The following is a 21,089-nucleotide window of genomic DNA, read 5'->3' on the forward strand; positions in this document are numbered from 1 at the left end:
TAACCCCGGTCGGTGATCTGACGCACCGCGTCCCGCTTGAACTCGTCGGTGAAATTGGCTTTGCCCATAAAGGCCTCCTTGCCTCAAAATTAGGGAAGAAGGCGTCTACAAATCTAGGGGCTATTCATTCATCAGCGATATGGGAAATCCAGATGCAGCTGCAATCGTCGCAGCTGTTATTGGTCTTTCGCAGAGCCTCGGCATTCAGGTAGTTGCTGAAGGTGTTGAGACACTCGAGCAATGGAACATTCTCCAGCATAAAAAGTGTGATGTTGCTCAGGGATACTTCATTGCCAAGGCCATGAACAATGCGCGGGTACCAGACTTTATACGAAGCTGGTCGCTTGATCGGATTAGCTCTATGACCCTTCAATCAGGCCGGCAGCTGGCTTCTTGAACTATCAGCAAAGCATTTTTTTAGCGCATGGACTTGTGGAACTGGATCTACATCAGCAGAAGCTGCATCAGCTCCGCTGACATCGAGAGTGAAATCACTGATATCGTTGACCAGTCTAGACTTAAGAACGCCGAACTGGAGGTTACTGGCGTCCTGGTCTTTGACGGAACGCACTTCGCTCAGCTCGTCGAGGGACCAGAGACGAACGTGCGAGCATTGCGTGCCGCAATCGAAAGCGATGCGCGGCATCAGGACATTAAGACCGTCCTCGACAGTGCTGCAACGGAGCGAAGGCTGCCCAACTGGTCACTTGCCTATTCCGGGAGGTCTTTGGTGATCTCGCGTGCAATCCGCCGAGCCATGCGCGACATCGAGCAGGGGCAACCCGACGCAGGAACCAGGCTAGGGTCTTTCCTGATTGACTTAGCCGTGTGATGTCGCCCCTAAGAGCAATTCAAACACCCGCCCTACTGAGGAAGAGGACCGCGTCGGTTTACTTCGACAACTCACCGTCGTCCGCTTCTTGCACGCCGTTCTATCGTCCCGTGTGGATTGGTGGTGGAACCTCGACGCTGCAATCCCGCGCTAGTCACCATAGAGTTCGCAAATATTTGGCTCCGCAATGTTGGGGCAATGGTGGGGTCGCAAGGTGAGGATGTTCAAAAGAAAGGAACATCCAAATGAAACACCTTCCCATCCTGCTTGCCGCCGCCGTTGCTCTTGTTCCGGCCGCTGCATTCGCCAATGAAAGTGATCGTGATCAAACCATCAACGGTCGCTCGCACCAGACCATCATCTCCATCCTGCAGCAAAATGGCATCGATGCTGAGCGGGTAGAAGAATGGGGTGGTGCCATTCGTGTCGACACGCACAAGGCCGATGGCTCCAGCGCCTTTATCCTGGTCGACAAGAACACTCTTCAGATCCGCCAGCCCGCGTCAGGTGTCGCCACCCAGTTCAGCGTTCGTCCAACCGGCTCGGGCTGGTCGGCACAGTCTTTCGGTTCGACGGAAAGCTTGGTTGAAGGAAACGACTAACCACAGGCAAAACACCGAAGCGCTTGCTGCTTCGGTGTTTGCCCGATGTGGAAAGTTCAAAAGCGTACCGGAAGTGCTGTACCGGGCTGGTTTTGACGGAACGATCGTCTACAAAAATCCATGGGCTTCGCAGCTGCTGCCGTTCGCTTTCAGCTACAACGAAAGGAACGTGATGCGCATCTTGCTGGTCGAAGATGAAATAGGGACCAACAGCGCCGCCTGTTGCTTAAGGCCGCAGGTCGCGTTGAGCAGACGAGCAACCTCGTCACGGCTCAACACAACTGGCACGTTACGGGGGCGGCCACCCGCATCAGCTTGCGCGCCTGGTCGGCCGGTCGAGCATATCGGCAAAGAAGAAGCGCAGCGCCGAGACTACGGTGTTCATGGTCGGCACCGGGACGTTGGCCTCGCTATGGGCCAGCTGGAACTGGCGCACATCTTCGGTGGTTGCGGTGTCCGGCGACCGCTCGAGGAACGATGCGAAACGCCCGACATCACGGATGTAGTTGCGCTGGGTCGCTGCCGAGAAGTGGCGCATGGTCATGTCGTCGATCAGCTTCTGGCGCAGCGGGCTGACAGGGCTGTTGGGAAGGACTGTGGTCATTGTCGGGCTCCTGGATTGAAGGAGCCAAAAGAGAACGCCCGAACCAGGCGATCCTCAATCAGGCGATGACTTCAGTCGCGTAGCCGCCATCTCACCACGCTCACCCTCCCGCGCAGCGGGTTAGTTCACCCACCCCCAACCAGCCTATTGGAAGCGGCCAGTCTACCAAGCACGGGACGATCAGAGTGGCCGTTCAACAGGAGCTACGCAAAGGCCGTTCTGAGCCAGGCAAGATGCCAAGCCCTAGGCGTATTGCACTTCAGAATGTTACGGCAGGTCGGTGATGTAGGCTTAAGCAAGCATGGTCTTGAACGCTTCATAGCTGCGCTTCGGATGGCGATCCAACGTTAAAGGATCCATTCCGACCAGCCCGAACTTGGGCGTGAAGCCTTCGGCCCACTCAAAGTTATCGATCAGGGTCCAAGCCACGTAACCGCGAAGATCAACACCTCGTCGCTGAGCTTCGATCATCGCCGCAAAATGCCGATCGAAGAAGCTGATCCGCTTGGCCTCGTCTGTCTCCGAGGCACCATTTTCGGTGACATAGATCGGCAGGCCTGGATAACGGTTGGACACGCGAACCAAAAACTCGGTCAGCGCTTCGGGGATGATCTCCCAACCGACATTCGTCTTTTCAAGCGGACCGCGCGCCTGGGTGAACGGGAAAACCGGCACCTTTGGATCGGCTGTATAGAGGAAGCGCGTATAATAGTTGATGCCGACCCAATCGAGCGGTTGGTTGAGCGTCGCCATATCGTCCCGCCAGTCCTTGGGCAGGTGCGGCTCCAGGATATTTGTGACCTTCTCCGGATAGCTGCCCTTGAGCACGCCATCGAGAAAGAACTGATTGAAGATGGCGTCGCCCAGCGCTGCCGCTTCGATGTCCTCGGGCTTGTCGCTGGCCGGATCACACTTCTCCATATTGACGACAATGCCGAGCTTGTCGTTGGTGCCGACTTCCCGCATGGCCTTGATGCCGAGGCCGTGGGCCAGCAGTACGTGGTGCATGGCGCGAGCGGTAGCGCGGACATCACGATAGCCAGGAGCATGTGCGCCCAGGAAGTGGCTGAGTACAGTGATACACCAGGGTTCGTTGAACGTTGCGATGCTCTCGAGGCGGCTGCCGAACTTTTCAGACGCCATGGCCGCGTAGTCTGCAAAGGCCAGGGCGGTGTCACGGTTCATCCAGCCGCCACGGTCCTGCAGGGCGCTGGGCAGGTCCCAGTGGTAGAGCGTCGCCAACGGCTTAATGTTGCGCTCGAGCATGCCGTCGATCAGCCGATCGTAGAACGCGAAGCCGTTGGAATTGAGTGCGCCAGTCCCTTCCGGGATCAGGCGCGACCAGGAGAAGGAAAAGCGATAAGCGTCGAAGCCGCCGTCGCGGATCAGGTCGAGATCTTCGGCCCAGCGATTGTAGTGGTCGCACGCAATGTTGCCATTGTCGAAATTGCGTGTGTTACCGGGCGTGTTCGCAAAACTGTCCCAGATGGACGAACCGCGACCATCGGTCTGGCCACCCTCGATCTGATGGGCAGCCATGGCTACGCCGAACATGAAATCAGGTCCGAAATCGGCTCGGGTGTGAGAAAACATGATGCGTCCTTTGACGTTGCCCCCTGCGCCTAATCCAGTTTGAAGTAGGCTCTGGCCCAATGAGGACCAGAGATGAAACGAGCCAGGTTCACCGAAGAGCAGATCATCGGTGTTTTGAAGGAGCACGAGGCCGGCATTCCCATCGCCGATCTGTGCCGCAAGCATGGCGTGAGCAGCGCCAGCATCTACAAGTGGAAAGCTAAGTTTGGCGGGATGGACGTCAGCGAGGCCAAAAGGCTGAAGGCCCTTGAGGACGAGAACACGCGCCTCAAGAAGCTGCTGGCCGACAGCATGCTCGACAATGCCGCCTTGAAGGATCTTCTGGGAAAAAAATGGTAGCGCCCGCCGCTGAGCGGGAGGCTGTCGCTCATCTCCAGACCAAGTATGGGATGAGCGAGCGGCGGGCGTGCCGAGTGCTGGGATGTTGCCGGATGACGATGCGCTACCAAGCCCTTCGCACCGATGATGTGGCGTTGCGCGAGCGGATGAAGGCTATCGCTCATGAGCGTCGCAGGTTCGGCTATCGAAGGCTGCACGTGTTGCTCCGCCGGGAAGGCTACGAGGTCAACCACAAGCGGCTTTTCCGCATCTATCGCGAGGAGAAGCTGACAGTGCGTCGCCGGGGTGGCCGTAAACGTGCCATGGGAACCAGATCGCCCATACTGATACCGATGGCGCCAAACGAGCGCGGGTCCCTCGACTTCGTCTCCGATCAGCTTACCGATGGTCGGCGCTTCCGGGTGCTGACCGTGGTTGATGACTGCACCCGCGAGTGCCTCGCCCTGGTGGTGGACACATCTCTGTCGGGGCTCAGGGTCGCCCGCGAACTAGAGACGCTCATCACCAGCCGTAGCCGGCCAAAGATGATCGTCAGCGATAATGGGACGGAGTTCACCTCCAACGCGATCCTGAGCTTTGCGGATCGCAACCACATCGACTGGCACTATATCGCGCCCGGCAAGCCTATGCAGAACGCCTTCATCGAAAGCTTCAATGGTCGGCTCAGGGACGAGCTCCTGAACGAAACGCTCTTCCCTTCGCTCTCCTATGCCAGGGCTGCGGTTGCAGGCTGGCGCACGGACTACAACCTCAACCGACCTCACTCGCGGATCGGCTGGATGACCCCAGACGAGTACGCAAACACCTTCAACCCGCGCCGGGACCTGCCGCTGCGCTCAATTGCGGGCTCCGCGGCAGCCCCCGTCGCTCACCCCGGCCAGTTCGGCCATGACAACCGCCAGAGTCTCCATCACGCTGGATAGAAGTTGGGGGCAACGTCAGTCCAAAGTGACCTTCCTGAAAGCGGACTTCCGCGTTGACGCTGAGCGTTCAACGTTTTGTCGCCTCAAACAATCTAGGCTTGGCGCCGTCTAACCCTGATCTACGCCAGGAAGTTATGGCCCTTGAACGGCTATCGCCATCGACGCTTGCACATGGTTTCCACACCAGTTTCTTAGCCAAAAGCTTTACCAGACTTCCCGGGTGGCAATGCCTAAACTTAAGTGCACACGTCAGATCAAACGCCTGCCGGTTTTGTGTCGGGGTGCTTCTGTCAGGTACGGAGGGTGCCACAATTTAGCACCCTCCGTCCTACTCGACAGTTCTGGGCATACCACGAGGCCCAGATGCGCATGGAGGCCTGCGCCTGCCAAGGGGACATAATCGGTCGCTGCGAGAACGTTCCAAGTTCAATCAACTCTAAGAAACGGCAGGTTCAGGGAGATCAGCACTACGGTCAGCAAGGAAGACTGCTTCCAATATGGCAAGGATCAAAATCGCGCCTACCATTGTCCCTGCAGTCAGGACCACTCGTTGCAAAACAACCTCCAAAGCATCTCTTCCGGTGGTTGTTGCAGATAGGACCATCACCAATGCTGTCGAACAAATGTTTTGATATCGAAGGGGACGCCATGCTCCTGTCGTCATTCTATCGATCAGGAAATAGGTCATGGCGGACAGCAGCAATATTTGAACTGGCAGCTCAGGAACGATGCTGTACATCACCATAATAAGGGCTGCGATTAGCCCCCCCACCATGGTTCCTCCCCCACGATCTATCACCTGATGCATGCGGGTATCTGTCGACGGCTGGGCGCAGACAAAAAACAGCATTAGGGGAACAATCATCATGTTCATGTCCCCGGTGGAGAAAACAAAGATCATCACTGGAACGTAGACGGCTACGCGGATGAGCAGAGCAGTCCATGGCTGATCGCTGACCAAGGGAGACGCTACTTCTTCATGCACCCGCGAAGTTTGCGGCGGGAATAGCACGTTGAGGCCTACAATTGACACTCCTAGAGCGATACCTCCCATCACCATGCTGTCTTTAATGGCCGCCAATGCGAAGTCACTTGTTAAAGCAGCCATGGCCATCATGAGAGGAAACACTGTCAGCATCATACCTGCCTTGGATCCTCGGAAAAGGGCGAGCGACATCCCCCCAACAGCCAGAAGAGAATTAAGAGCGATGAATACCATCGGTTCGTTAACTGTGACGGCTGCAGTCCAACTGAAGACAATCGCAATGATTGGCAGCATGACTGGAATGACAAAGGTTCGTGGCGTGAGCGCGCCACGTTGGTTGGACATGAAAATCATGCCGAACAACGCTGGGAGCATAGGCATTGTTATGCCCAGAGGTTCCGACAGGAGAAGGCAAACCGCGACCGCCAGGGATGTCCGCAGTGCCAGATAAGGGTCTTCGTTAGGATCGACCCGAGGTAACTCTTCCATGTCGCAGAGACCTAATTGAAACCAGCAAAAAAGCCGCTGATTGCGAGGAAAGCTTTGGACAATTCTGGGATAGGACCGTCTTCCGGAATGATTAGGACGCTGGCTTCGGAACCTAAGCGGACGTTTGCCGGGATCGCCGTGATGTCCTCGATGTTGATGCGGACTGGTATCTTCCTTGCAGGAGGAAACCATCGCGTATCGTTGGACGACTGAGAAAGCCCATTAACGGTTGTACGGCCACTGTTGATGCCCCACGCAACGCTCTCAACCGTCGCGGGGAACTGTTTGCCTGGCGCTGCCTCAAAGGTCACGATGGCCCGGTCTCCGGGTTGAACACTGATCAACTGGTTTTCACGAAAATCGGCTATAATCATTTGGGTCGCCGGATTTATGAATGTCATCGCAGGAGTACCAGCGCCAACATATTGCCCTTCTGTCAAAGAAAGGTTCGAAACGTACCCATCAGAAGGAGCGACGACCTGGGTGCTGGCCAAAGCGAACTCAGCCTTCTCAAGCGTGGCTCGAGCCGATCGCACACTGGGATTGTCGGAATCAGCAGCACCAGCTGCGAGAGTCAGTCTTTCGACCTCTGAACTGGCTGCATCCACGGTCAAGATAGCTGAACGCTGCGCTGCCTGTGCGACGCTGAGCTTTGCAGGCGCGACCAAGCCTCTATCGAAGAGTTGCTGAGCTCGATCCAAATCTTCATTGGCTGTTTCGAGCGCCAGTTCGGCCTGCTCAAGCCTTGCAGCTGCGGCTGGTATAGCTGCAAATCCTGAACCTACAGTATTGAGTACTTGTGCGAGCTGAGCCTCCGCGAGCTCAACATCCATCCGATATGTCGTATCGTCGATCGCAAACAACACATCACCGGCGGTAACTTGAGCGTTATCCTTGATACCCACTTCAACTACTGGACCGGACACACGGGCAGAGATTTGGGTCACGTCCGCAGTGACGGAGGCGCTGCCTGCATATGGAGCGTACCGATCGGACAATGGGTACCAAGCAAAGCAAGCGCCTACGCCGACCAATAGAAGGAAGCCAACCGCTCCGGCTTTTTTACGCTTGTTGTTTTGGCCAGGTCGCGAGGCCGACGAGGCGCTTTCAGGAACTGCTGATTGCTCCGCTAATGCCGAGGTTCGCGGCCGCTCTTGGCTGGAAGAGACAATTGCAAGCCGCGGCTGTGTTGCCTTTGCTGTGAGGTCGTCACCAATTGGTGCAACTGTGTCTGCACCGTCCGTTCCGTCGCTCTTGGCCATCGCTGCCTCCTGTACAATCTGTGCAGTCAACATATCCCTTGCGATATAGCTTTGCAACAAATATACTATGCGACATAGGTACCATGCATTCCAGGATCAATCCGATGAATTATCAATCGCAACCAGGGCTTGATGAACTGATGCGGGAACTGACACTCGAACTCAGCCAAGTTCAGCGCTGGGCTGCCGAGCAGATCGGCTTAAATCAGGCAGATCTGTTAGCCTTGGTGTTCGTGGCGAGGGCGGAAGGGGCGGTCACGCCGAAAGCACTTGCGGAGCATTTAGGACTTACGACCGGCGCGATTGCTATCCTGATTAACAGGCTTGAAGCTAAAGGATTTATAGTAAGATCGCCGCATCCGACAGATCGGCGTGGTGTACTTCTTTCGCTTGGAGATGTGGCACGTGAAAAAGAATTTAGCGATCTGCGTGCGAAGTTGTTTAGGCTCAACGCCGAAGTAATAGATGCGCTCTCTCCGGAAGAGGCCATCGTGGTGCGACGGTTTATAGAACAAGTAATCGTTAGCACCCGAGGAAGCTTACAGAAGTTTCGCTTGGAAGGCGCTGATATAGCCCCCGGTAAGAATTCTTCCATGCGAAATTAACTTAAGCTTGTTTGTTCCCACTCAGGTAGCAAGCTCTAGCGCGCAAAACGTCAGGATGGTTTTCGGCGGCCCATCGGCCTAGAGAGGCAATGGGCTTAAGAAGAGATTGCCCGAGGTCTGTTAGAGCGTAGTCAACTCGTGGTGGAATGCTGGGCGTAACTGTCCTGTTTAGGATCCCGTCCCTTTCAAGCTCGCGCAGCACTGCGGTGAGCGACTTCTGACTAATGTCGCCGACTTCTCGTTTGAGTTCAGAGAACCGCTTTGGACGTTCTTCTAACAAGGCAACGATGAGCACTGCCCATTTGCTGCCGACGATCGTGAGAACGTCTCGGGTGGCGGCGCAGTTTGGGTGTCCGTGGTCTAGGTGGATTGGTTTCATCGAGGATACCTCGGTAACTTGAAAGTGCCGTCTTGTGACGTTCGTGCATAGCGATGTAGGTCGATATAGTATCTCGTCGAAACCTTAGTTTCAACAAGATACCGCCCAACCATAACGGCGTCCTTCCTTGCCCTCGTAGGCAAGAGTTGGGCCTCTAGCACTGAAGAGAAACATGATGGCATTCCAGCTCAAAATCATAATTGGAAGCACTCGGCCTGGCCGGGTCGGCCCTGCAGTTGCTCACTGGGTAAAGCAGGTTGCAGATCAGCACGATGGCTTCGAGGTAGAGCTTGTTGACCTTGCCGACTTGGCTTTACCGCTTTTAGATGAGCCGGGTCATCCCATGATGCGCAAGTATGAACATGAGCATAGCAAGAAGTGGAGCCGCATAGTTTCCACGGCAGACGCCTTTGTGTTTGTAACCCCCGAATATGACTACTTCCCTCCGGCTTCCTTAGTAAACGCTATCCAGTACCTAGCTTTCGAGTGGTTCGAGAAGCCGGCCGCCGTTGTAAGTTACGGTGGGGTCTCCGGTGGCTTACGGTCTGCGCAAGTGCTGCGATCATTGCTTGGCAATTTGCATGTGGTCACCCTCACGCCGACTCTTCCCCTGCCATTTGTTCAACAAATGATCGACGATAAAGGCACTTTCACACCGACTGATGAAGCCGTTCAAGGTGCCAACGCCATGTTTAATCAGCTACAGCGATGGACGGGGGGTTTAAAGAACATGCGCGAGCATATTGTGGCATGAATGAAGGATTTCGGTGACGGAGCGATCCCTTAGGTTGAGCGGCGGGCCTGTGCCCGCCGCAGAGATATCATCGGGAGGCGATAGGAGCTTTTCGGCTTCGTCCCCAAACTACAAACAGAGCCAGCACCAGGAGGGCGACGTTTATCGGCAGGACCACGAACTCAGCGCGTGAAGCATGAAGAATAAGTGCCCCTACTTGCACGATCGAAAGTCCTACTGCTGCTGGCATCAGCTTTGGAAGAATACGCGTCAGCGTCGGTAGGATAAGGCGGATGGCATCGAGGATTTCCATCGGGCCGACAAAGCGGATGAACAGCTCAGGCATTGTGGCGATGTAGGTCAAGCCAGAGGCGACAAGCACATCGATGGGCTGAAGCAGCTTCATCGATCCAGCGCTGCCGTAAACCAGTGCCAAGGCAATCTGAGCGGCCCAAAGGCCGATAAAAGCCTATGGCTGAAGTAGTCCCCTACAAGCATAATGTGCAGTCCGCTTTCGTCGCCGCTGAATCGGAAGCGGACTGTCCGCAAACCACCCCGTGGACGCCATTTGCTTCATGGCATTGAAGGGCAGGGTAGGGTAGGGGCGACAATACTTGATCAGCTTTCGGCGACCGGCCACACATTGATGCTGTTGAACTTTGACCTGGTGGAAGGTGAGGCTCGACCGTCCCATTGTCCTCTTGAGAAGCTTCGACGTTTAACACGCGTTCGCCTTGGCAGGTGATCGATAGTCAGGCAAGCACGCAGGGCGCAAGCGAATTGAAGAACTCAAGCGCGAACGCTAGTTTGTTGGAGGCCATCCCAGTTGGGCGTCGTTCGGCCCACAACCTTGTGCCCTGGGGTCGTGCAGACGAGCCCAGCTGATCGCTAGACAATGAATGTGTCGTCTGCGATGTGCGCACCTGAGTCATTGCTGTTGCGATGGGCGCAGCTGGGACACAGGCGAAGTAGAGCGCCCTGCGCCTAGCCGGCTACCGGGTTCGCCGCGGTTGTTCAACTCCTCAAGGGGAGCAGAAAAGCGAGGCCACAGGTAGGAGTTGTGGTGGCGTACGCATATGGAGGCTCGCATCAAGTCCGACGCGATCTTAAGTCAAAAACATTGAAGCCCTTTAAGGCGGCCTTGTGCTTACATTTGAGGCTTTTTTCGTGCGCTGCTGATCTTATAGCAGATTTTTCGCCCTAAGATCGTTGGCACGCCCTTTGCAGCTGTAGCGGCGCAGCAATGGTCCACTCAAGGCCTGCTAGCACGAACTATGCACACCAAGCCTAAAAGGAAAAATCATGTTCCAGATAAACCCTGCGTTGTTGGCCGTTTCGGGCCTGCTGTTGACTTCAGCAGTGCCGGCGCTCGCACAGGGAGCCTCGGAGCCAGACCACGTGCTGCGCGCAACGCCTGATACTGTACACTGGGGTTACTTTTCGCCGGATCTTGAACCGGTGCTCACCATTCAGCCAGGCGATACGGTGAAGATCGAGACGGTGAATTCCGCTGGATTTCCCATGGAGGACCCAGCCGGCTTCGCCGAAAAGAACGGGCTACCGAACACTGACGCCGTGGCGGACCTCGTCAGCATTATCGAGAACGTTGAGAAGGAGGGCGTCCATATCCTCACTGGTCCGATTTACATCGAGGGAGCCGAACCAGGCGACATGATCGAGATGCGCGTGCACGATGTTGCGGCGCTAGCTCCATTCTATGGCGTCAACCTGACAACCACCACTGGCGGTGCATTACCCGGCATCGTTCCTGAGGGCGGCTGGTCCAAGGTCTTTTTGTTCGACATGGAACGGGAGATGATCCCCTTCAACGAGAGCATTGAAGTGCCAATGGCACCATTCATGGGGATCATGGGCCTTGCAGCTGCAGAGCGCGTTCCGAGCCCGCCTCCTGGGCGCCATGGTGGCAACATCGACCTCAAGGAGGTGACGGCAGGCACCACTCTCTTTTTGCCAGTTGCTGTTGAAGGTGCGCTGTTCTCAACGGGCGATGGCCATGCTGCCCAAGGCGACGGCGAATCCAACCTGACCGCCGTTGAGTCCCCGCTGGAGGTGACCGTGGAGTTTATCCTCCACAAGGACACGCCTATGAACTTTCCACTTCTTGAGACTGCAACCCACTTCATTCCCATGGGTTTGGATCCCGATCTGGATCTGGCAGCGGAATATGCGGTGCAGGAATCTATCGATTTCCTGTCTGCCCGCTTTGGCCTCGACACAATGGAAGCGTATTCGCTGACCAGCATTGGTGTGGATCTTGAGGTCAGCCAAATCGTTGACGGCACTAAAGGGGTGCACGCCATGATCCCCAAGAGCCTGTTCCTCGACCTTGAAGACGACTTCTGGGCACCCGCCGCCAAGTAGCAAGATGAAACGGGAGGCTCTGCATTTTCGATGCACCTCCAAGAAGCGAAGTCAGGGCGGATTCATGCTGCCCTGGCTGTCTGCCAGGCACTAGTTTGCCCTTGTTGAAGCGCGGATGGCCCGCAAACGAGCCATTTTTAATCGTCCTGGCTGGTCTCCCGATCGTTCTGGTCCAGCCATTCCTCTAGCGTCAGTGGCTGCGCCGTACTAGCGGCCTCCGTTCGGTTATTGCCGCGAAGATGAGACAGCATAGCCCGACAGGTCGCTTCGGCTTCATCTGCCGCCTCTTCTTCCCGCCGATGCGACGTGAGGCTCTGGAAATAAGCGAGCTTCTTTTCAAAGTGCTCGATCAGCTTGTCTTGCTTCGGATCAACGCTCGGAACGCGCATCAACACCAGAACTCAGGGCCATCAGGCCATCTGCGGGCAAGACCCTCGGAGATCAGTATGTCACCGACATCGGTCCCACCGATCCGGACGGTAGCGAGGGTGCGGCCATACCGATCAGTGCCGAAAGTATCGACAGTAAAGCTGTTCGAATTGAGCAGTTCGAGCAAGCGGGCGCTAGCCCGCTTCGCCAGAGCGACCTCCTGTGCTCCACCGCAGATGTCGTTGTAAGGTTCCGGCGTATCGTAGGCCTGCAACCGCAGGTTCGTGCCATCAAACCAGATGGTGTCGCCATCAACAACGCAGGTATGGCGTTGGCCTGAACCGCACATCCGAAATTGAGCACGCAGCTCCGATGCTACCAAGGCTTGAGTACCGCTCGGCAGCAAGGTGCCCGCAGCGACCCAGGCCAGAGTGCATACGCTCACCAATGCCGCCAGAGCGAGTGCTGGCGTGAGGAGATCTCTCGGCTGCTGGCGGGATCGATTTTGGCGGCGTTTGGGGTCAAAGCGAATGATTTTCATGACAGTAGAATACCAGTCGAGCGTTGCCGTTTGCTTTCGAAGATCGTCTCCAGTGCGAATGGTGGCGAAACAGCCTAGACATGCCAATCAGGTGAAGCTCAGCGTTGCTCCAAATTCGGCACCGAGCTAGGCTCGAAGAGTTGTTGTTGGAGAATGCTGCGGTGGGCTGGGCTGCGCTCGAGAACTGGGGAAAGGACGCTCACCGGATCGAGCCGCTGCATGGTGGATCTGTCAACGATGTTTGGAGCGTGCGCCTGGATGGTCAGATCGCCGTGGCGCGGCTCGGTACAAGAAGCGATGCTGATCTTGCATGGGAAACGGCACTCCTGCAGCACCTTGAGCACAATGGGCTGATAGTGCCGGTGCCAATCCCCACCACAGATGGTCGCCTGTTCGTGGATGGCTTGATGGTGATGAAATATATGGAGGGTAGCCCCCCGGAGACGGCTGAAGATTGGCGGCGCGTCGCCGAAACACTGCGGCAGGTGCACCAGTTAACACAAGGATGGCCGCAACGGCCAGGATGGCGCTCTTCCACCGACCTGCTACATGCCCAAACTGGAACCAAGATCAATCTTGCTGCGATGCCCGCAGAAGCGGTTGCTCGCTGCCGGGCGGCCTGGGCGCGGCTTGTGGGACGGCCAACCTGCGTTGTGCACGGCAACCCTGACAATCCCGGCAATGTTCGCGTGACCGCAAACAGTGTTGCCCTGATCGACTGGGATGAAGCACATGTTGACGTGGATCTGCTTGATCTGGTGCTGCCTCACAATACCGCAGATCTCGATGCTGATGAACATGACATTGCCGCACAGGCAGCGGCTGCATGGGAGGCAGCTGTATGCTGGAAAGATGAATATGCCGTCAGGCGTCTGGCCGAAGTGAGAGCCATCTAGATCAAGCACACTCTCCTGGCAGTGCAGACCCTGCAACAAGCAGGCTGAATCGCCGCATTGGAAAGCATCGTCCCTATGGGAGCTCGATCCTTTTCCACAGGTTCGCAGGCTCCTTCTGCTTGCCTTGACTCCGCAGCTGACTCGGTGAGAACAAAGAAGGAACATTGCTCGTGTAGGAGTCGGTTGTGGTTGAGACGAAGCATATGCCCGAGAAGCTGGTCGGGACTTATGCCGAGCTCGTTGCCGCCACAAACTTTTCCTTTTTGCGGGGCGCCAGCCACCCGTTCGAGATGGTGGCCCAGGCTGCAGGGCTTGGTCTATCCGGCATCGGCATTTGCGACCGGAACTCCTTGTCGGGCGTGGTGCGTGCCTTTTCGGCGTGGAAGGATTTGCGCAAAGACTATCCTGACTTCCGCCTGGTTGTCGGTGCTCGCATCGTCTTCTCGGACAGCACGCCGGACATTGTCGTCTATCCAAGCGATCGAGAGGCGTATGGCCGGCTCGCGGCGCTTCTGACCCTTGGCAATCGGCGGGCACTCAAAGGCGAGTGCCATCTCGAGCTACAGGATCTAATCGAGCACGCTTCCGGTCAGCTGATGATCGTTATGCCACGCGACGGTCAGGTTGAGCATGACGTCGCCATCGCTCAGCGGCTTGCGCATGGCAATCAAGGGCAGGTTTGGGTCGGAGCTGCTCAGTGCTTTGACGGTCATGATCGTGCCAGACTGGGCAGACTTGCTGCCGCCTGCGCCCATGCCAGGCTGCCCATGCTCGCGACTATGGATACGCTCTATCATGAGCCCGGTCGCAAGGTGATTCAGGATGTGCTGACCTGCATTCGGGAGCTGACGACTATCGAGAATGCCGGCTTTCTCCTCGCAGCAAACGGCGAGCGCTTCATTCGCCCGTCCCGGGACATGGCACGGCTCTATCGCGACTACCCCCAGGCTCTGGCAGAGACCAGGCGCGTCATCGAGCGCATCAGCTTCTCACTGGATCAGCTCCGCTACATCTATCCCGAAGAAACGGTCGGCAATGGCGAGACGGCGCAGCAGACGCTGGAGCGGCTTGCCTATGCCGGTGCAAAGGGGCGCTACCCCGAAGGTGTGCCTGAGCGCGTGCAAAAGGGTCTCCAGCATGAACTCGCCCTTATAGGTGAGATGTGCTATGCGCCATACTTCCTGACCGTCCAGGACATCGTGCGCTTCGCCCGGCAGGAGCGCGGCATCCTGTGTCAGGGCAGGGGGTCTGCCGCCAACTCTGCCGTGTGCTTTTGCCTTGGCATCACCGAAGTCGATCCCATGCTGATCGACCTCCTGTTCGAGCGGTTCGTCTCGACCGAACGTGACGAGCCACCAGACATCGACGTCGACTTTGAGCATGAGCGACGCGAAGAGGTGATGCAGTACATCTACCAGAAGTACGGGCGGCACCGGGCCGGGCTCACCGCCAACGTCATTACCTATCGGACCAAGGGCGCCCTGCGGGACGTTGGGAAGGTCTTCGGCCTGTCCGACGACACCATCTCGGCCATCTCCGGTCTGAACTGGGGCTGGGGCAAGATCGACTTCCCAACGGAGCGACTCAAGCAGATCGGCATCGATCCACGAGATCAAACCATCTCCATGGTTCTTCATATCGCCAGTGTTCTATACGGATTCCCACGCCACCTCGGCCAGCATGTCGGCGGGTTCGTCATCACCCGCGACCGGCTCGACCACCTCGTGCCGATCAGCAACGCCGCCATGGAAGACCGAACGGTCATTGAGTGGAATAAGGATGACCTTGATGAGCTCGGCATCCTCAAGGTCGATGTGCTGGCCCTTGGCATGCTTTCCTGCATTCGGCGGAGCTTCAATCTTCTGCGTCAGCACTACGGCTTGTCGTTGACCCTCGCCACGGTCCCGCAGGAAGACCCCCGCGTCTACAAGATGACGCATCGGGCAGACACGATCGGTGTGTTCCAGATTGAGAGCCGGGCGCAAATGTCCATGCTGCCCCGGCTAAAGCCATCAGAGTTCTATGACCTCATCATCGAGGTGGCGATCGTGCGGCCTGGTCCCATCCAGGGCAATATGGTGCACCCATACCTCAAGCGCCGTCAGGGTCTTGAACCCACCAGCTATCCATCGCCTGAACTCGAGCAGGTGCTTAAGAAAACCTATGGCGTGCCACTGTTCCAGGAGCAAGCCATGAAGATCGCCATTGTTGCGGCGGGCTTTACGCCAGGAGAGGCTGATCGCCTGAGGCGAGCCATGGCCACCTTCAAGCGCACGGGCGGGGTGGGCCTGTTCCGGGAGAAGTTCATCAACGGCATGCTCGAGCGAGGCTATGACAAAGAATTTGCCGAGAGGTGCTTTGGGCAGATCGAGGGCTTTGGCTCCTACGGCTTTCCCGAGAGCCACGCCGCCTCCTTTGCCCTGCTGGTCTACGTCTCGTGCTGGATCAAATGCCACTATCCCGATGTGTTTGCGGCGGCGCTGCTGAACTCCCAGCCCATGGGGTTCTATGCGCCCTCCCAGATTATCCGGGATGCCCAGGATCATGGCGTCGATGTGCGTCCCGTCGACATCAACCTCAGCGATCTCGAGAACGTCATGGAGCGAAGCAATGAGAGTGGGCTCAACATCGCGCCGCGGCACCGCGACATGGAGGAGGATATCTGGGGCAATCGCGGTGTTCGGCTGGGGTTCAATCTCGTTGCTGGTTTAAGGGCGGACCACGCCAACATCATCGTGGCCCGGCGGCAAGGTGGCTATGACAGCATCCGTGATCTGTGGCTGCGGACCCAGCTCTCGCCCAAGGTCATCGAGGTTCTTGCTGAAGCCGACGCCTTCCAGTCTCTTGGCCTGAGCCGGCGGGATGCGCTCTGGGCCGTTTCTGGCTTGGTTGGCGAGCATGGTGCCGAGACACTGCCCTTGTTCCAGGCGGGTGAGCGACCGGCCCGATGGGCAGAAGACGAGAGCGGCTTGCCGCCCATGCCGCCGGGCGAGGAGGTCATCCACGACTATCGCGCGCTCTCGATCTCGCTCAAGGGGCACCCCATGAGCTTCCTGCGTCCGGACCTAAGCAGAAGGCGGTTCGTTCAGGCTGATGATTTACGCACTCTCCCAGCCAACAGCACTGTTCTGGTGTCTGGTCTTGTCCTGGTGCGCCAGCGGCCAGGGACGGCCAGCGGGGTGATCTTTGCCACTTTGGAGGATGAAACCGGTGTGGCTAACGTTATCGTCTGGCCCAAGGTGTTCGAGGCCAATCGGCGCGTCGTGCTCGGCGCTCGTGTGCTGGGCGTCAAAGGGACGCTGCAGCGCGAGGGCATTGTCATTCACGTCATTGCCAAGGAGTTCGTGGACCTCACATCGGACATGGCTGCCATTGCTGGCGGCGCGGACATTGGCGAGCGCATCATTGCTCGGGCGGATGAGGGGAAGACGGGCGGCCCCAGCGGACGCAATCGGGAGCAGGAGCAGTATCAGGAGGCGCTTCGGCAGCGGTTGGTTGATGTTCTTCCGGCAGGGCGGAACTTTCACTGATGCTGATCCGACCAATTCGCACGTTGGAGGATTTTCGCGTCACTGGACGCGCCATCCATGCCTATTGCAGCCACTATTACCATTGCACCCATGACGCACAGCTGCGGCTTGAGGTACTGGCTGTCCATGTCGGCTGGAGCTTCGACTTCTACCTAGGCAAGGAATACCTTGCGGCACGGCTTATATGTTCGATCTGCGGTTGGCGCTATCCGACCTTCGCTCTGGGTCATGCCGGCACACGGCCTGCGTTCTCCGGCACGCATGGGGCAGGGACCGCAATCCTGTCCACCGAAGAGCTCTTTAAGTTACAGCGAACGCGAGAGGCCAACATGGCCGGTGAGATGCCGTGGGTCGGTAAGCGCAAGGGTGGTCGCAAGTTTGGGCGGTAAGGCAAGGCTGCTGACACGCCATGTCAGAGGCAGGAGAGATAAGATGGGGGTCCCAGGCGCAAGGACATGAGCATCCGCAAGATCATCCACATCGACATGGATGCCTTTTATGCGTCCGTCGAGCAGCGGGACAATCCCGAGCTGCGCGGGAAGCCTGTTGCCGTGGGACATGGCGCTGCCCGCGGTGTTGTTGCGGCTGCAAGCTATGAGGCCAGGGCGTTTGGCGTTCACTCGGCCATGGCGTCGGTCACTGCGATGCGGAAGTGCCCGCAGCTCATCTTCGTGCCCCCGCGTTTTGAGGTCTACAAAGCCGTATCCGCGCAGATCCGGGAGATCTTTACCGAGCACACGACGCTGATCGAGCCATTGTCGTTGGACGAGGCCTATCTTGATGTTACCGAGAACCTGCAGAACATCCCACTGGCGACCGACATTGCCAATACGATCCGGAGGAGGATCAAGGAAGTGACGGGGCTGAACTCGTCGGCCGGGATCAGCTACAACAAGTTCCTGGCCAAGATGGCGTCTGGCTATCGCAAGCCAAACAACTTCTTTGTCATCCCGCCGCAAAGAGGCGCTGCCTTCGTTGCCGCCTTGCCGATCGAGAAGTTCCATGGTGTTGGCCCTGCAACCGCGGCACGGATGCACAAGCTTGGCATCACCACGGGAGCAGATCTGGCAGTCTTGTCGCTGGAGGAGGCAACCCGTATGTTCGGCAAGCATGCGCAATACTGGTATGATCTGGCCCGCGGCATCGACCACCGCGAGGTCAAACCGAACCGCGAGCGCAAGTCGGTCGGGGCGGAGGACACGTTCCGCAATGACATCACGACCATTGATGAGGCTCGCGAGCTGACCGCACCGTTAATGGAGAAGGTTTGGCGGGTGTGTCAGTCCCGTGATCTGCACGGTCGCACCGTAACGCTCAAGGTCAAGTATGCAGACTTCGAGCAGATCACACGATCAAGGAGCCGACCTGTTCCCGTCTCCAGTCTTCCCGAGCTTACCGGCGTGGTTGAGGATCTTCTGGCGCAAGTGTTTCCGCCGCGGCTTCCCATCCGTCTGCTGGGCGTAACGCTCTCAAGCTTCGGCAGCGCTGTGGAGGATCAGCCTTCTCAGATGGCGTTGCCTATCGAGCGCTGAATGCGGGCGCAGCGGGAACCTCGTCAGGTTGCAGTTATCCAGCTTACTCCCGTTCTCCGCCTGCTCTGCAGAGCACCTATCCTGTTCTCACGCAACAGGAGGTGCATATGACTGAGAAGCGAAAGACAACTGCGCAATACCTGAATGGTCTGGCGGTGGCAGTACTGGCGACAACAGGAGGAGCCTATCTCGGCAACCATGTTCCAGGTGATGCTGTGCTCCTGGCACTGCTCGTGAGTGTGTCAGCCCATGCTCTGGCAGTCTGGATCGTGAGAGATTGAGTGTATTCCCAAAAGCTATGCTCAAGGGAGGTCCGACAAGAGGTAGCGCTGCACCGTCTCTCCTATAGCTCCGATAGCTTGCTGTGGAGCCAGATAGTCATCGCTCAAGTTCAGCACATAACGGCAATAGGCCAGGCCAAGGATCTGCGTCGCAACGAGGCTCGCCCGGCGCTGCGCGTCCTTGTCCCCCGCGATCCTGGTCACCATGGGAATGATTTGATTGTGCAGTATGGCTGAGACCTTCTCAGCGGCGATGGGGTTCGTCGCTGCCGTTCGAACCAACACCCGAAGCAAATCGTCGGCTTCGTTTCCCTCCCAGCGCTTGAAGAAATGCTCGATCAGGCGCTTGCCCAGGTGATCTTTGGGTACAGAACTCAGGTCAGGAAGTTCAAGGTCGATGGCTACGGCCCTCGCGAATAACTCTTCCTTACCGCCGAAGTATCGGCTGATCAGCGCGACGTTCACGCCAGCTTCTGCAGCAATGCCACGTACTGTGGTGCGCTCGAACCCATAGAGCGCGAAATGGCGTCTGGCAGCACTCACCAACCGTTCCTGTGTTGCTTCGGAGTCTCGGCTCATATGTACCTCATGTAAACGCCTGTTGACATAGCGCTGGAACCGGATGTAATCAAGCGTTTACATAGGAGGCGCTCATGATCGAAACAACAGACGTACTGATCGTTGGAGCAGGTCCCGCTGGTTTGGCCACCGCAATTGGACTGGCTCAGGCCGGAGTGGAGTTTCGCATTGTTGATGCCTTGCCTGCGGCGCAGAACACCTCGCGGGCCGCTGTTATTCACGCCGCAACTCTGGAAACACTTGGTCGGCTTAAGGTTGCCGAACAGCTCATCTCGCAGGGTATCAAGACGCCAGACTTCAGGGTTCGACAGCGTGACCGGGTGCTTCTGGAGGCACGGTTCTCTGTCCTTGATAGCGCAACGCCTTATGCGCTGATGATCCCGCAAGATGAAACCGAGGCGGTATTAACTACCCGGCTTGCACAGCTAGGCCATCAGGTCAGCCGGGCCGCGCAGGTTGTGGAGTTCGCACGCCAGCAAGACAGGGTCGTTGCTCGCATCTCCAGTGCATCGGGCGATCAGAGCATAGCAGCTCGCTTCATCATCGGGGCTGACGGAGAGAAAAGTCTGGTACGCACAAGTGCGGGCATTGGCTTCCCCGGCAAAACCTATGGGTCATTCCTGCTCGCCGATGTTCACATGGACTGGCCCATTGCTGTAAGCGAGGTAAGTCTTTTTTTCGCTCAAGGAGGGACGCTGGTCGTCGCACCAATGTCGCGGTCTCGCTTCCGAGTGGTCGCGCAACTGGCAGACGCTCCAGCGCAGCCAAGCACGGCAGATGTACAGCGCCTAATCGATCTTCGGGGGCCCAGTCGCGGCGTAAAGGTTCATGATGTTATTTGGGGCTCGCGTTTCCAGGTCCACCATAAGATTGCGGATCGTTTCCGTGATGGACCGTTCCTGCTCGTCGGCGATGCTGCTCATGTGCACAGCCCAGCAGGAGGGCAGGGCATGAACTTAGGGGTACGCGATGCTGAAGCGCTAGCATCAGCGCTGACGGATTTTCTGCGGCATGGTGGCACGCAGCTCGACGAGTACGCAGCGGCAAGACGTGCATCTGCGCAGCAGGTTCTTGATCGAACCGATCGACTTACCAGGCTTGCTACACTGAAGTCACAGGCACCAAGATGGCTGCGCGATCGGGTGCTCACGTTGGTCGGGCGATCTCCAGTCGTCCGCAAACGGATTGCGCAGATGCTTGCCGGTTTTGCTTGACCATGTCTGCCCAGCGGCATGTGTTCGAAAAGGGTTTGATCCAACTCTGTAGCCAGCTTTGTCCAACGAAGCTCAGCCGCAAACTCCAGGCGATCGGAAGTCGCTAGGCTGCGAACCAGTTCAAAGTCGAATGGGGCAGGGCCGGTTTCGACCCCATTTCTGTCACTCACAGCAAATTACGAAATCCAGAAAGCGGCCATTCATAGCCCCGCGATGAAATCGGCCTTGTGCAGCTTGTTGGACGGTTCCTCGGAGGAAACGTGTATAGCCTTCTTGTCGGTTGCTGCCTGAGTTCGCTCCCCGTCAGGCGGCAAAGGCCAACCTGGGCTACAGCCGAGCTCCAATCGTCTCCATCTGCTCGATCTCGCGTCGTTGCGCCTCGATGATGTCGCCGCAGAGCTGCACCAGTTCCTGATCCG

At 57.4% G+C, this 21,089-nt stretch carries 24 protein-coding genes; 15 read left to right on the forward strand and 9 right to left on the reverse strand.

Annotation, left to right across the window (positions count from 1 at the left end):
* The 4 genes from DDE77_RS19760 to DDE77_RS17110 form a co-directional block, all read left to right on the forward strand.
* Window positions 1–212, forward strand: a 212-nt coding sequence (locus DDE77_RS19760; protein WP_210204429.1) for a hypothetical protein, incomplete at its 5' end; no start/stop codon positions are given.
* Window positions 140–397, forward strand: coding sequence for an EAL domain-containing protein (locus tag DDE77_RS20255; protein ID WP_157959904.1), 258 nt, complete (start codon window positions 140–142; stop codon window positions 395–397). The genes DDE77_RS19760 and DDE77_RS20255, both read left to right, overlap by 73 nt.
* A gap of 27 nt (window positions 398–424) precedes the next feature.
* Entirely contained in the window at window positions 425–832 is a 408-nt protein-coding gene (locus DDE77_RS17105; protein WP_108398700.1) for a BLUF domain-containing protein, read from the forward strand.
* 245 nt (window positions 833–1,077) lie between these two features.
* A complete protein-coding gene (locus DDE77_RS17110) occupies window positions 1,078–1,434 on the forward strand; it encodes a PepSY domain-containing protein (RefSeq protein ID WP_108398701.1) in 357 nt (118 codons plus the stop codon).
* A 310-nt stretch (window positions 1,435–1,744) separates the two neighbouring features.
* On the opposite strand, the gene DDE77_RS17115 is transcribed toward DDE77_RS17110, so the two are convergent.
* Window positions 1,745–2,038: a site-specific integrase gene (locus DDE77_RS17115; protein WP_245895366.1), complete on the reverse strand. Its 294-nt coding sequence runs from the start codon at window positions 2,036–2,038 to the stop codon at window positions 1,745–1,747.
* Between the two features lie 291 nt (window positions 2,039–2,329).
* The gene (locus DDE77_RS17120; RefSeq protein WP_108398702.1) at window positions 2,330–3,631 is read right to left on the reverse strand and encodes a GH1 family beta-glucosidase; all 1,302 of its coding nucleotides are present in this window, start codon (window positions 3,629–3,631) and stop codon (window positions 2,330–2,332) included.
* Window positions 3,632–3,703: 72 nt separating this feature from the next.
* Here DDE77_RS17120 and DDE77_RS17125 point away from each other — a divergent pair.
* Window positions 3,704–4,893, forward strand: a protein-coding gene (locus DDE77_RS17125; protein WP_108398703.1) for an IS3 family transposase whose coding sequence is annotated in 2 segments (ribosomal slippage) — window positions 3,704–3,962 and window positions 3,962–4,893 — 1,191 coding nt in all. Because the reading frame shifts where the segments join, the coding sequence is not laid out codon by codon here.
* Window positions 4,894–5,329: 436 nt separating this feature from the next.
* Here DDE77_RS17125 and DDE77_RS17130 read toward each other — a convergent pair.
* Both DDE77_RS17130 and DDE77_RS17135 read right to left on the reverse strand, forming a co-directional pair.
* Window positions 5,330–6,367 carry an FUSC family protein gene (locus DDE77_RS17130; protein ID WP_157959905.1) on the reverse strand — a complete coding sequence of 346 codons (1,038 nt, stop codon included), beginning with the start codon at window positions 6,365–6,367 and terminating at the stop codon, window positions 5,330–5,332.
* An 11-nt stretch (window positions 6,368–6,378) separates the two neighbouring features.
* Window positions 6,379–7,629, reverse strand: coding sequence for an HlyD family secretion protein (locus tag DDE77_RS17135; protein WP_157959906.1), 1,251 nt, complete (start codon window positions 7,627–7,629; stop codon window positions 6,379–6,381).
* Window positions 7,630–7,733: 104 nt separating this feature from the next.
* Here DDE77_RS17135 and DDE77_RS17140 point away from each other — a divergent pair, with 104 nt between their 5' ends.
* Entirely contained in the window at window positions 7,734–8,234 is a 501-nt protein-coding gene (locus DDE77_RS17140; protein WP_157959907.1) for a MarR family winged helix-turn-helix transcriptional regulator, read from the forward strand.
* A gap of 1 nt (window position 8,235) precedes the next feature.
* On the opposite strand, the gene DDE77_RS17145 is transcribed toward DDE77_RS17140, so the two are convergent.
* Complete coding sequence (locus DDE77_RS17145) at window positions 8,236–8,613, reverse strand: winged helix-turn-helix transcriptional regulator (RefSeq protein WP_108398707.1); 378 nt, start codon at window positions 8,611–8,613, stop codon at window positions 8,236–8,238.
* A 172-nt stretch (window positions 8,614–8,785) separates the two neighbouring features.
* On the opposite strand from DDE77_RS17145, the gene DDE77_RS17150 reads away from it, so the two are divergent.
* A complete protein-coding gene (locus DDE77_RS17150; RefSeq protein WP_342748580.1) occupies window positions 8,786–9,367 on the forward strand; it encodes an NADPH-dependent FMN reductase in 582 nt (193 codons plus the stop codon).
* Window positions 9,368–9,434: 67 nt separating this feature from the next.
* Here DDE77_RS17150 and DDE77_RS17155 read toward each other — a convergent pair whose 3' ends face one another.
* Window positions 9,435–9,782, reverse strand: coding sequence for a DoxX family protein (locus tag DDE77_RS17155; protein ID WP_281261312.1), 348 nt, complete (start codon window positions 9,780–9,782; stop codon window positions 9,435–9,437).
* Window positions 9,783–10,648: 866 nt separating this feature from the next.
* Here DDE77_RS17155 and DDE77_RS17160 point away from each other — a divergent pair.
* On the forward strand, window positions 10,649–11,728 hold the full coding sequence (locus DDE77_RS17160; RefSeq protein WP_108398709.1) for an acetamidase/formamidase family protein: 1,080 nt from the start codon (window positions 10,649–10,651) through the stop codon (window positions 11,726–11,728).
* Window positions 11,729–11,865: 137 nt separating this feature from the next.
* On the opposite strand, the gene DDE77_RS17165 is transcribed toward DDE77_RS17160, so the two are convergent.
* Together DDE77_RS17165 and DDE77_RS17170 are read right to left on the reverse strand one after the other, a co-directional pair.
* Complete coding sequence (locus tag DDE77_RS17165; protein ID WP_157959908.1) at window positions 11,866–12,123, reverse strand: hypothetical protein; 258 nt, start codon at window positions 12,121–12,123, stop codon at window positions 11,866–11,868.
* Window positions 12,117–12,638: a thermonuclease family protein gene (locus DDE77_RS17170; protein WP_108398711.1), complete on the reverse strand. Its 522-nt coding sequence runs from the start codon at window positions 12,636–12,638 to the stop codon at window positions 12,117–12,119. The genes DDE77_RS17165 and DDE77_RS17170 overlap by 7 nt, the downstream gene beginning before the upstream one ends.
* Window positions 12,639–12,799: 161 nt before the next feature.
* On the opposite strand from DDE77_RS17170, the gene DDE77_RS17175 reads away from it, so the two are divergent.
* From DDE77_RS17175 to DDE77_RS19590, 5 genes are all read left to right on the forward strand, one after another.
* Entirely contained in the window at window positions 12,800–13,534 is a 735-nt protein-coding gene (locus DDE77_RS17175; RefSeq protein ID WP_108398773.1) for a phosphotransferase enzyme family protein, read from the forward strand.
* Window positions 13,535–13,737: 203 nt separating this feature from the next.
* Window positions 13,738–17,064: an error-prone DNA polymerase gene (locus tag DDE77_RS17180; RefSeq protein ID WP_108398712.1), complete on the forward strand. Its 3,327-nt coding sequence runs from the start codon at window positions 13,738–13,740 to the stop codon at window positions 17,062–17,064.
* Window positions 17,064–17,453: a hypothetical protein gene (locus tag DDE77_RS17185; protein ID WP_108398713.1), complete on the forward strand. Its 390-nt coding sequence runs from the start codon at window positions 17,064–17,066 to the stop codon at window positions 17,451–17,453. Before DDE77_RS17180 ends, DDE77_RS17185 begins: the two co-directional genes overlap by 1 nt.
* 66 nt (window positions 17,454–17,519) lie before the next feature.
* Window positions 17,520–18,596 (forward strand): DNA polymerase IV, encoded by a 1,077-nt coding sequence (gene dinB, locus DDE77_RS17190; RefSeq protein ID WP_108398714.1) that lies wholly within the window; start codon window positions 17,520–17,522, stop codon window positions 18,594–18,596.
* Window positions 18,597–18,703: 107 nt separating this feature from the next.
* A complete protein-coding gene (locus DDE77_RS19590) occupies window positions 18,704–18,877 on the forward strand; it encodes a hypothetical protein (protein ID WP_157959909.1) in 174 nt (57 codons plus the stop codon).
* Window positions 18,878–18,898: 21 nt separating this feature from the next.
* Here DDE77_RS19590 and DDE77_RS17195 read toward each other — a convergent pair whose 3' ends face one another.
* Window positions 18,899–19,420, reverse strand: coding sequence for a TetR/AcrR family transcriptional regulator (locus DDE77_RS17195; protein ID WP_170116545.1), 522 nt, complete (start codon window positions 19,418–19,420; stop codon window positions 18,899–18,901).
* A 110-nt stretch (window positions 19,421–19,530) separates the two neighbouring features.
* On the opposite strand from DDE77_RS17195, the gene DDE77_RS17200 reads away from it, so the two are divergent.
* Both DDE77_RS17200 and DDE77_RS20295 read left to right on the forward strand, forming a co-directional pair.
* A complete protein-coding gene (locus DDE77_RS17200; RefSeq protein WP_108398716.1) occupies window positions 19,531–20,670 on the forward strand; it encodes an FAD-dependent monooxygenase in 1,140 nt (379 codons plus the stop codon).
* Entirely contained in the window at window positions 20,583–20,777 is a 195-nt protein-coding gene (locus tag DDE77_RS20295) for a four-helix bundle copper-binding protein (protein ID WP_483863849.1), read from the forward strand. The genes DDE77_RS17200 and DDE77_RS20295 overlap by 88 nt, the downstream gene beginning before the upstream one ends.
* Window positions 20,778–21,089: the final 312 nt, after the last annotated feature.

The sequence above is a fragment of the Devosia submarina genome, assembly GCF_003056345.1.
Lineage (GTDB): Bacteria > Pseudomonadota > Alphaproteobacteria > Rhizobiales > Devosiaceae > Devosia > Devosia submarina.

Coding starts and splice junctions, on each gene's coding strand:
- DDE77_RS20255 (WP_157959904.1), top strand. CDS start 140: ATGGGAAATCCAGATGCAGCTGCAATCGTCGCAGCTGTTATTGGTCTT.
- DDE77_RS17105 (WP_108398700.1), top strand. CDS start 425: ATGGACTTGTGGAACTGGATCTACATCAGCAGAAGCTGCATCAGCTCC.
- DDE77_RS17110 (WP_108398701.1), top strand. CDS start 1,078: ATGAAACACCTTCCCATCCTGCTTGCCGCCGCCGTTGCTCTTGTTCCG.
- DDE77_RS17115 (WP_245895366.1), bottom strand. CDS start 2,038: ATGACCACAGTCCTTCCCAACAGCCCTGTCAGCCCGCTGCGCCAGAAG.
- DDE77_RS17120 (WP_108398702.1), bottom strand. CDS start 3,631: ATGTTTTCTCACACCCGAGCCGATTTCGGACCTGATTTCATGTTCGGC.
- DDE77_RS17130 (WP_157959905.1), bottom strand. CDS start 6,367: ATGGAAGAGTTACCTCGGGTCGATCCTAACGAAGACCCTTATCTGGCA.
- DDE77_RS17135 (WP_157959906.1), bottom strand. CDS start 7,629: ATGGCCAAGAGCGACGGAACGGACGGTGCAGACACAGTTGCACCAATT.
- DDE77_RS17140 (WP_157959907.1), top strand. CDS start 7,734: ATGAATTATCAATCGCAACCAGGGCTTGATGAACTGATGCGGGAACTG.
- DDE77_RS17145 (WP_108398707.1), bottom strand. CDS start 8,613: ATGAAACCAATCCACCTAGACCACGGACACCCAAACTGCGCCGCCACC.
- DDE77_RS17150 (WP_342748580.1), top strand. CDS start 8,786: ATGATGGCATTCCAGCTCAAAATCATAATTGGAAGCACTCGGCCTGGC.
- DDE77_RS17160 (WP_108398709.1), top strand. CDS start 10,649: ATGTTCCAGATAAACCCTGCGTTGTTGGCCGTTTCGGGCCTGCTGTTG.
- DDE77_RS17170 (WP_108398711.1), bottom strand. CDS start 12,638: ATGAAAATCATTCGCTTTGACCCCAAACGCCGCCAAAATCGATCCCGC.
- DDE77_RS17180 (WP_108398712.1), top strand. CDS start 13,738: ATGCCCGAGAAGCTGGTCGGGACTTATGCCGAGCTCGTTGCCGCCACA.
- DDE77_RS17185 (WP_108398713.1), top strand. CDS start 17,064: ATGCTGATCCGACCAATTCGCACGTTGGAGGATTTTCGCGTCACTGGA.
- dinB (WP_108398714.1), top strand. CDS start 17,520: ATGAGCATCCGCAAGATCATCCACATCGACATGGATGCCTTTTATGCG.
- DDE77_RS19590 (WP_157959909.1), top strand. CDS start 18,704: ATGACTGAGAAGCGAAAGACAACTGCGCAATACCTGAATGGTCTGGCG.
- DDE77_RS17200 (WP_108398716.1), top strand. CDS start 19,531: ATGATCGAAACAACAGACGTACTGATCGTTGGAGCAGGTCCCGCTGGT.
- DDE77_RS20295 (WP_483863849.1), top strand. CDS start 20,583: ATGGCTGCGCGATCGGGTGCTCACGTTGGTCGGGCGATCTCCAGTCGT.